Here is an 8,950-nt window from a genome sequence, read left to right on the forward strand (position 1 = left end):
AGTTACGATCCGAGCAGCAACACGGAGAAGGACCGATATGAAGACAGCGCTGGTTTGCGGAGCAGGCGGGTTCATCGGCGGGCAGATGGTCAAGCGTCTCAAGGCCGAAGGGTACTGGGTGCGGGGCGTGGACCTCGTGGAGCATGAATTCTTCGACCCCGGAGCGGACGAGTTCGTGAAGGGCGACCTGCGCGACCCCGTGCTGTGCCGCGACGTCACGGACCGGCCATTCGACGAAGTCTACCAGTTTGCCGCGGACATGGGTGGCGCGGGTTTCGTGTTCGTGGGTGACAACGACGCCGCCATCATGCACAACTCCGGGCTCATTAACCTTAACATGGTCGAGGCCTGCCGCCTTGCCGGGGCCGGGCGGGTCTTCTACTCCTCCTCGGCCTGCATGTATCCGCAGGAAAACCAGCTTGAGCCGGACAACCCGAACCTTGCCGAGGACAGTGCCTACCCCGCCAATCCGGATTCGGACTACGGCTGGGAAAAACTCTTTTCCGAGCGGCTGTATCTCGCATACGCCCGCAACTACGGCATGACCATCCGCATTGCCCGCTATCACAATATCTTCGGGGAGGAAGGCGCATGGACCGGCGGTCGCGAGAAGTCGCCCGCCGCCATCTGCCGCAAGGTGGCCGAGGCCCAGGACGGCGGGGAGATCGAAATATGGGGCGACGGCAGGCAGACCCGCTCTTTCCTGCATGTCTCCGAATGCGTCGAGGCCACCCGCCGCCTGATGCTCTCGGACTGCGACGAACCCGTGAACATAGGCTCCGAGGAGATGGTTTCCATCAACCAGCTTGCAGAAATCGTCATGGGCATCGCCGGGAAGACGCTTTCGCTCAGACACGTGGACGGGCCGCTCGGCGTTCGCGGCCGCAACTCGGACAACCGCCTGTTCCGCAAGCGCGTGGGCTGGGCTCCCGAGCAGCCGCTGGCCAGAGGGCTTGAAACCACCTATCGCTGGATCGAGCAGCAGGTGCGCGAAAACGCAGACGGGTAGGCCATGAAGAAAGTCTCGCTCGTCATCCCCAATTTCAATCAGGCCGCATACCTGCCCGGCTGCGTGGACCACTGCTGGTTCCAGACCTACCCGAACATCGAGTTGATCATCGTGGACGGCGGGTCCACGGACGGCACCAAGGAGTATCTGGCCGGGTTGTCGGACCGCATTGCCGAGCGCACGGAGCATCCGGTGCTGTTCATGGACGCCGAGGGTAACGTGCAGCAGAAGGCCTGCCGCAGCTACCACGAGGACACGCACGCCGAGCACCCCCTGCGCGAGGTGAAGATCATCGCCTCCGAGGAGGACCTTGGCCGGACCGGCACCTACAACGCCGGATTCGAGCTGGTCACCGGCGACTACTGCACCTACATCGTGGGCGACGACCTGCCGCACCCGCACATGGTTGAGGAGTTGGTGAACGCGCTGGAGAGTTCGGGCGCGGATGTGGCCTATTCGGACTTCAACATCATCACGGACGACGACCGTATCCGCAGGCTGGTCCGCAAGCCGGACTATTCCTTCGAGGCCTGCTTTGCCGATTGGTTCCACCTCGGGGTGTCCACCCTGAGCCGGACGGAGAGGCTGCGCGAAGTCGGGTTCATGAACGAGGACTGGCAAATCGCCAACGACTACCGCCTCTATCTGGACATGGCCAGGGCCGGGGCAGAGTTCGTGCATGTGCCGAAGGTGCTTTACTCCGTACGGTACCATGGCGCGGAGTCCAAGCTCGACGAATCCCGCAGACTGGCCTTCGAGGCCCGCGAACTGCTCGGGACCGACGGCTAGGCGGCACCCGTGACCCATACGTTGGCGTTCGAGCATCCCGAGCCGCGCGGGCAACGCGACCGCATTCTGCCCGTGTTCCTGCCGTTTGCGGGGTGCCCGTACCGCTGCGTCTTCTGCGCGCAGGACCGGCAGACCGGCCGCACCGCCGACTCGCTTGATGCCGAGCTTCGCGCTCTGAAAGAGATGCTGGCCGAAGCACATGCCGCCGGGCGCGGTCCATATGAACTGGCCTTTTACGGAGGCACCTTCACTGCCTTGCCAGAACCATGGCCCGAAACCTTTCTGGAACTTGCAGCACGGTACCGTGAGCGCGGGCTGATCTGTGCGGTGCGTTGCTCTACCCGGCCCGACTGCGTGGACGGTCCCATGCTTGCACGCCTGCGCGGACTGGGGCTGGATACCGTGGAGCTCGGCATCCAGTCTTTCGATGACAAAGCTCTCGCCGCTTCAGGACGGTGTTACGACGGTGAAACTGCGCGCCGAGCCTGCCGTACGGTAGCTGGGGCCGACCTCGGACTGGGCATCCAGTTGCTGCCGGGGCTTCCCGGTGATCGTCCGGGTGTTTTTCAGGCGGACGTGCGAACCGCCGCGACCTTTTCCCCTGCCACGGCGCGGCTGTATCCCTGCCTCGTCATTGCCGGAACCCGGCTGGCGCGCATGTACGGGCGGGGCGAGTACGAGCCGTGGGGCATGGAGCGCGCCTTGCTAGAACTGTCCGAAGGGGTGCTGCATCTCTGGCGGCACGGTGTCCGCGTTATCCGCATAGGACTTGCGCCCGAGGGTGCGCTGGGGCGCGACCTGCTTGCCGGGCCGTGGCACGAGGCTCTCGGCCAGTCCGTGCGAGGCCGTGCGCTACTGCGCTTCATCCGCGAACGGCTGGCATCCTCGCCCGAACCCTGTGCGAGATTGCGGTACCACGCCGCTATCAGGGCGAACTGTTCGGTCACGCAGGGGAGCTTCGTCCGGAATATGCGGCCCTCGGGATCGACCGCAGGACCGTGCGCTATCATGGCGGCGACGACTTCTCGGTAATCTTTGGCGGATCCGGCACTGAATCCTGCCCGGCTTGACATGCCGGAAACTCCCTTCATAATGTCCGGAATTCAGGCGGATGCCCCTTTGTGCACGTGGGCGTCCCGATGACCGGGTATCGCGATTCGTATTGGAGTAACTGAATGAGCACGTCCCGTCTGACCATGTTGGAGGAGCTTGGTGTCCTAATCCGTTCCGAGCGGAGTCTGGACGGCGGCCCCTCCGTCCCGAGCCGGGGGGAGCACGTTTTTTCCCCTCACACGCCGCTCTGGGTCTACGAGAACCCACACTTCACCCGGCCCATGGCGAACGATGACACGCCGCTTTATGAAGAGCTCCCTCCGGAAACCACACCGGAAAGTGCGCTCGGCAGTACGCGGTTTCTGGTGCTGCTCGGAGCCGAGTCCACAGAAACGCTGCTACGGCTGGCCGAGTGCCGCGACCATGTGCTGATGATCTTCGAGCCGGACGAGCGGGTGCTGGACGCGCTGGTGGCCGAGCTGCCTAAACGGCTGCTGACTCGGGGGGGCATCTTCGCCACCGGAGACACCGAAGGCATGGTGCCGCCCATGCAGGAGCTTCTGCCCGAAGCGATCTTCGACTACGGTTTTCCGGTTTTCTTTCAGACCGAACGCATACAGCGGCAATTTCCGGAATGGGCCGCGCAGGTGATCGAGTATCTGGAGCTGCTTTTCTACCGGAACAAGATTTACCCGGTCTCCGGGCAGGGGCTCATGGCCTCGCTGCCCATCCGGGAGATCAGTCGCGGGCTTTTTTATGACCAGCAGGTCCATGCCTATGAGAACATCGCCGAGTATTTCCGGTGGCCGGACATCGGGGAGATTCGCGCCCGCTTTGCCGGGGAGACGGCCATCCTCGTTGCTGCCGGTCCTGAACTGAGCGGGCGGCTGGACTACATCCGCCGGAACATGGACCGGGCCGTGGTCATCTGCGTGAACAACGCGGTCAAGCCGCTGCTTGAAGCCGGAATCAAGCCGCATATTGTGGTTATCAACGACACCTCGCTTGCCTCGGGCGAGGTCTTCTCCCAGATCGAGAAGGCGCCGGGAACCGTGCTTGTGGGCCACTGCCTCGCGGACCTCGGGGGCGACCGTTTCCGCTGCAAGTACCTCTTCGGCAGCTTCCTGCCGGAACTCTTCGGCAAGCGGCCCATGCTGCGGCTGCACGGCTCGGTTATCTCCACGGCTTTTTCCATGGCCGAGCATCTCGGCTGCAGTCGTTGCGTCATCGTGGGCGCACAACTCGGCTCGGACAATCCATGGGGACTGGGCTATGCAAAAGGCACGGTTCACGAAAACAGTGCGGACTGCTGCGAACGTCCGCTCATCAACCGACATCCACAACTCTACCCCGTCACAACGCCGCACGGCGAGACCGTCTACACCACACTGAACTTCCGCGACGCGGCCCTGTGGCTGAGTGAAACCATCCGCGTCTCCGGCATCGAGTGCGTGAACACCTCGCGCAGCAGCCTGCTTTTCGGCGCAGGCATCGCTTATGATTCCGAACCCGTCATCGAGAAAACCGGTCACCTGAGAGGAATGCTCGGCTCACTGCACCGGCAGGAGCCGCCGCGCATCAACCGCGGCCCGGTGGCAGGTTACATCCGCAAGGAGATGAGCCGTTGGGACCAGATCCGAGAGGCCGTGGAAAAGATACTTGCCGCTGAGGGCGAACCCTTTCTGGCCATGGCTGTGTCCGTCCTGCAACAGCTCGACCGGGGCGGCGTCACCTATCTGGTGGAAAGGGCACCGGGGTTCAGCAACGCCTTCTTCTATGAAAAAGTCTTCGAGAGCAGTGACCCTGCCGAACGCGAAGAGGGCTTTTGTCACTATTTCAAGTATGTGCGAAAGACCGCCGGATTGTTCTCCGCCACCCTTGCCCGGCAGCTCGAAGCGATCCGCTTCTGACCCCGCCCCGCCTTAAGCAAACTCCGGTTTGCGCCGATATGTAAGCAGGTGAATGATTTTGCCGCGCCAAGCGCGTCGTTGCGTTGACGCATGGTGGTGGCTTTGGTAGTTTTTGCCGTACTGTTTTTCCTGTTTGCCCGAGGGGTTATGTGGATCTAGGCCTCGCCGGAAGCGGGGGCATGGATATTGCTTTGGTCATGGTTGGCTTAAGGTGCCGACGATGTACGGTTTTTTTGCTTCAGGAACTGAACGGTGGCCCTGCCGCCGCACGGCACAAGGATTCTGACACGATATGGCAGAGAAGAACGGCCCTGAGGGGCGTCCGCTGGTAGGCATCACCACCTCGTCGTTTGCCCGCTTTTCCCGCGAACCGCTGGAAGCGTTGGAGACGGCGGGGTACACATGGCGCATGAACCCGCACGGCCGAAAGCTCACCGAGGAGGAGACCGTCGAGGTCCTGTCCGGCTGCGTGGGCGTGGTGGCCGGGGTGGAGCCGCTGACGCGCAGGGTCTTTGCCGCACTGCCCGAGCTGCGGGCAGTATCCCGCTGCGGAACCGGCATGGATAACGTGGATTTCGACGCCGCTGCCGATTACGGCGTGCGCGTGACCAATACGCCCTACGGCCCAACGCAGGCCACCGCCGAGATGGTGCTCGGCATGACCCTTTCCATGCTGCGGGATATCCCGGCCATGGACCGGGACCTGCGCTCCGGGGTCTGGAAGAAGCGCATGGGCCGCCAGCTCGCGGGCAAACGTGTGGGCGTGGTCGGCCTCGGCAAGATCGGCGGCCGGTTGGCGGGCATGTTCGCCGCGCTCGGCTGCGAGGTGAAATACAGCGACCCGGTGGTCGAGTCTGCCGAATTCGAGCGCCTCGGGCTTGATGACCTGCTCGGTGGGCAGAGATCGTGACACTTCACTGCGCCGACCCCGGCGGCTGCGGTCCGCTGGTTGGTGAACGGGAATTTTCGCTCATGCGCGAGGGCGCGTGGCTGGTCAACTGCGCCCGCGGCTGTCTTGTGGACGAGGCCGCGCTGGCGAATCGGCTGGAGTCCGGAGCCCTGTCCGGGGCCGCGCTGGATGTCTATGCCGAGGAGCCATACAGCGGGCCGCTCACCGGGCTGGAGAACGTTGTCCTCACCCCGCACGTGGGCTCCTATGCCCGCGAGGGCCGGGTGGCCATGGAGACGGAAGCCGCGCAGAACCTTGTGGACCTGCTGGAGGAATCCGCATGATCCGCGTGGTGGTGTTCGACTGCGACGGCGTGCTTCTGGAGTCCGTGGACGCCAAGACCCGGGCTTTCGAGCAGGTGGTGGAGCCGCACGGCCCCGAGGCCGTGAAGCTGCTGCGCGATTATCATCTGGCCCACGGCGGCGTGAGCAGAGTGGAGAAATTTCGCCATTTCCATCGTGAGGTGCTCGGCCGGGAGCCGCAGCCCGAAGAAATGGACGACCTGTGTTCGCGCTTTGTGGAGCATAGCCTGCAGAACGTACTCTGCTGCGATGAGGTGCCGGGGGCGAGGGCCTGCCTTGAAGCCCTGCACGGCAAGTTGCCGCTCTACGTGGCCTCTGGCGCACCGCAGGATGAACTGCGCATGGTGCTGGCCCGGCGCGGGCTGGACGGTTTTTTTGCAGGAGTGTATGGCTCTCCGGCCAAAAAGCCCGTCATCCTGCGCGATGTGCTGGAGCAGACGGGTGCCGGGCCGGGCGAGACGCTCATGGTGGGCGACTCCTCCACGGATCTCGAAGCCGCGCAGGCCGTGGGCACGCTGTTCTACGGCCGGGGCCGCTTCCCGGAACCGTTGCCGTGGGGCGAGGACTTGAGCGGTCTTTGCGACTTCATCCGCCAACAGGACTAGAATTTCATGTCGATCACGGTACTCATGACGGTCTACAACGGCGCACGCTACGTCGGTGAATGCATGGAGAGCATGCTGCGTCAGGACTGCCGTGATTTCGAGTTTCTCATCATCGACGACGGCTCCACAGACGCAACGCCGCAGGTGGTGGCCCGGTATGACGATCCGCGCATCCGCTACGTGCCGCTGGAGCAGAACGTGGGCAGGACTCGCGCCCTGAACCGGGGGCTGGCCGAGGCCGCGAACGAATACGTGGCCGTCATCGACGCCGACGATATCGCCGAGCCGCACCGTCTGCGCCTGCTGCGCGACACTCTCGACGCCGACCCGTCGCTGGCGCTGGTGGGCTCCGGGTTCTATCTCATGGACGAAAGCGGTCGCCGCACGGCCGAGGTCGGGCAGGCCGTAGACAGCCACGAAGTGCGCGACATCATGCCGTTCTCCAACCCCGTGGCCCACTCCAGCGTAATGTATCGCCGATCCGTCGCCCTTGGTTGCGGCGGGTATCCAAACGACTATCCCTACGCCCACGACATGATGCTCTACCTGTGCATGCTGCGAAGCGGCTACGGCATCCGGCTCCTCCCGGACAGGCTGGTGAGCATCCGGGAACACGCCGCCCAGATGACCACTGCACCGGAACTGGAATATGCCCGGCGGCACGACATGGCCCGGACTTTTCGCACGGCCCGCCTCGTGGAGGGGGTCTCGCCCCTGTCCCGCACAAAGGGACTGCGCGCCGAGGTCTACTGCGCCCTGCGCTGTGTCCGTGCGCTTCGCTCCGGCAACCCGCTGGCCGCGCTGTGGTATGGGATGAGATATTTCTTCCGCTATCCGTATCATGTGCTCCGCGCCTATGCGGTCAACCCCGACCTGCGCGGCGCGGCCTGAAGGACGGTGAACGCATGCGTATCCTGTATCTGACGAATTTCTATCCCCCCACCGTGTTCGGCGGGTACGAGCTCAGGTGCGCCGACGTGGTGGAGGGGCTTGCCGCGCGCGGGCACGAGGCGATTGTCGTGACCAGCCGTCACGGCAGCGGCGTGCGCAGCGTGGAAGGGCACGTTCACCGTGTACTCCGGTCTTTCTGGGACCTGCCGGAAAAACCGGCAGATCAGCCGGGGTATCTCTGGGCGCTGCTGGAGGACAACCTCGTGCTGGAAAGGCTTGTCCGTTCTTTCCGTCCGGACGTGATCTCGGTCTGGAACATGCTCGGCCTGAGCTACACGCTGGCCCGCTCCGTGCAGGAAAGCGGCGTTCCGGCGCTCTTTCATGTGGACGACACATGGCTGCTGCGTGAGGATGAATACTGGGGCCATTACGGCAACCCCGGCCCCGGCACCGTCAAGCAAACCCTCGGCCCCGAACTGGCGGGGCTGGTACGCAAGGGCAGGCCGCGCGACCATCACCCGGACTGCGTGTTCATCAGCGGCTACCGGCGGGACAATCATGTTGACGCCGGGATGGCGCAGCAGGACGCACCGGTGGTTTACGGCGGCATCGAGCCAGATCGTTTCGATACCGGCGGCGCGCGGCCTGACGGCTCGTCCGACACCCTAAGGCTCCTGTTTGCCGGGGCGTGGACCGAAGCCAAGGGCGCGGAAATTCCAATCCGCGCGATGGGGTTGTTGCCGGAGGCGGTGCGATCGCGGGTGCGGGTCACGTACGTGGGCAAGGGGCCGGCCGGCGCACATGCCGGGCTGGAGACCCTTGCTGCCGCGCTGGGCATACAGGACAGTGTGATTTTTCAGGGCCCGGTGGAGCGCGACGCCATGCCCGGTGTCTATGCCGCGCACGACGCTTTTCTCTTCACTGCCAGTGGCCCCGAAGGTTTCCGCTGGTGCTTCTGGAAGCCATGGCCTCGGGCCTTGCGGTGGTCTCCACTGCGGACGGCGGCCACAGCGAATACCTCAGGGACCGCGACAACGCGTTTGTGGTGCCCAAGGACGATCCTGCGGCGGTTGCCGAGCGCATCGCGTCCATGCTTGACGACCCGGCGTCGGCCTCGGCCATGGCTGCGCAGGGGCGCGAGCTCGTGCGTGAGCGGTTCACGGTGGAAGCCATGCTCGACGGCACCGAAGCGGTGCTCGAAAAGACCGCCAGAGGAGGCGGCGGATGAAGGTAGCCTTTGACCACCAGATTTTTTCCTGCCAGCAGTACGGCGGCATTTCCCGGTATTTCCGAATGCTTGCCGATGGGCTTTACGGGCTGGACGGCGTGGAGCCGCACGTTGTTGCGCCGCAGTATGTAGCTGATGCCGTGGCCGGGCTGCCCACCGGGGTCCGCACCCGTTGCGGCTGCGGGCCGAGCTCCTTCGACAGCGTGTCCGACCG

At 64.3% G+C, this 8,950-nt stretch carries 10 protein-coding genes; all 10 read left to right on the plus strand.

Going from position 1 to position 8,950, the window contains the following annotated elements:
- Nucleotides 1-37 precede the first annotated feature (37 nt).
- The gene (locus tag JCM12178_RS08715; RefSeq protein ID WP_054650568.1) at nucleotides 38-1,009 is read left to right on the plus strand and encodes an NAD-dependent epimerase/dehydratase family protein; all 972 of its coding nucleotides are present in this window, start codon (nucleotides 38-40) and stop codon (nucleotides 1,007-1,009) included.
- Between the two features lie 3 nt (nucleotides 1,010-1,012).
- On the plus strand, nucleotides 1,013-1,798 hold the full coding sequence (locus tag JCM12178_RS08720; RefSeq protein ID WP_054650570.1) for a glycosyltransferase: 786 nt from the start codon (nucleotides 1,013-1,015) through the stop codon (nucleotides 1,796-1,798).
- Between the two features lie 9 nt (nucleotides 1,799-1,807).
- Nucleotides 1,808-2,830 (plus strand): elongator complex protein 3, encoded by a 1,023-nt coding sequence (locus JCM12178_RS08725; protein WP_245628690.1) that lies wholly within the window; start codon nucleotides 1,808-1,810, stop codon nucleotides 2,828-2,830.
- A 143-nt stretch (nucleotides 2,831-2,973) separates the two neighbouring features.
- The gene (locus tag JCM12178_RS08730; protein WP_054650572.1) at nucleotides 2,974-4,761 is read left to right on the plus strand and encodes a motility associated factor glycosyltransferase family protein; all 1,788 of its coding nucleotides are present in this window, start codon (nucleotides 2,974-2,976) and stop codon (nucleotides 4,759-4,761) included.
- Nucleotides 4,762-5,053: 292 nt separating this feature from the next.
- Nucleotides 5,054-5,671 (plus strand): NAD(P)-dependent oxidoreductase, encoded by a 618-nt coding sequence (locus JCM12178_RS08735; RefSeq protein ID WP_369404489.1) that lies wholly within the window; start codon nucleotides 5,054-5,056, stop codon nucleotides 5,669-5,671.
- Nucleotides 5,668-5,994 (plus strand): NAD(P)-dependent oxidoreductase, encoded by a 327-nt coding sequence (locus JCM12178_RS20830; protein WP_369404490.1) that lies wholly within the window; start codon nucleotides 5,668-5,670, stop codon nucleotides 5,992-5,994. Before JCM12178_RS08735 ends, JCM12178_RS20830 begins: the two co-directional genes overlap by 4 nt.
- The gene (locus JCM12178_RS08740) at nucleotides 5,991-6,617 is read left to right on the plus strand and encodes an HAD family hydrolase (protein ID WP_054650574.1); all 627 of its coding nucleotides are present in this window, start codon (nucleotides 5,991-5,993) and stop codon (nucleotides 6,615-6,617) included. The genes JCM12178_RS20830 and JCM12178_RS08740 overlap by 4 nt, the downstream gene beginning before the upstream one ends.
- A gap of 6 nt (nucleotides 6,618-6,623) precedes the next feature.
- Complete coding sequence (locus tag JCM12178_RS08745; protein WP_054650576.1) at nucleotides 6,624-7,508, plus strand: glycosyltransferase family 2 protein; 885 nt, start codon at nucleotides 6,624-6,626, stop codon at nucleotides 7,506-7,508.
- Between the two features lie 14 nt (nucleotides 7,509-7,522).
- Nucleotides 7,523-8,749 carry a glycosyltransferase gene (locus JCM12178_RS17760; protein WP_083465825.1) on the plus strand — a complete coding sequence of 409 codons (1,227 nt, stop codon included), beginning with the start codon at nucleotides 7,523-7,525 and terminating at the stop codon, nucleotides 8,747-8,749.
- The coding region (locus JCM12178_RS08760; protein WP_054650582.1) for a hypothetical protein at nucleotides 8,733-8,950 on the plus strand (218 nt) is incomplete at its 3' end. The genes JCM12178_RS17760 and JCM12178_RS08760, both read left to right, overlap by 17 nt.

It is taken from the genome of Salidesulfovibrio brasiliensis JCM 12178 (assembly GCF_001311825.1).
In the GTDB taxonomy this organism is placed as follows: domain Bacteria; phylum Desulfobacterota; class Desulfovibrionia; order Desulfovibrionales; family Desulfovibrionaceae; genus Pseudodesulfovibrio; species Pseudodesulfovibrio brasiliensis.

What these genes read in the sequence shown, in the direction of transcription:
- JCM12178_RS08715 (WP_054650568.1), top strand. Translation starts at nt 38, where the DNA reads ATGAAGACAGCGCTGGTTTGCGGAGCAGGCGGGTTCATCGGCGGGCAG.
- JCM12178_RS08720 (WP_054650570.1), top strand. Translation starts at nt 1,013, where the DNA reads ATGAAGAAAGTCTCGCTCGTCATCCCCAATTTCAATCAGGCCGCATAC.
- JCM12178_RS08730 (WP_054650572.1), top strand. Translation starts at nt 2,974, where the DNA reads ATGAGCACGTCCCGTCTGACCATGTTGGAGGAGCTTGGTGTCCTAATC.
- JCM12178_RS08735 (WP_369404489.1), top strand. Translation starts at nt 5,054, where the DNA reads ATGGCAGAGAAGAACGGCCCTGAGGGGCGTCCGCTGGTAGGCATCACC.
- JCM12178_RS08740 (WP_054650574.1), top strand. Translation starts at nt 5,991, where the DNA reads ATGATCCGCGTGGTGGTGTTCGACTGCGACGGCGTGCTTCTGGAGTCC.
- JCM12178_RS08745 (WP_054650576.1), top strand. Translation starts at nt 6,624, where the DNA reads ATGTCGATCACGGTACTCATGACGGTCTACAACGGCGCACGCTACGTC.
- JCM12178_RS17760 (WP_083465825.1), top strand. Translation starts at nt 7,523, where the DNA reads ATGCGTATCCTGTATCTGACGAATTTCTATCCCCCCACCGTGTTCGGC.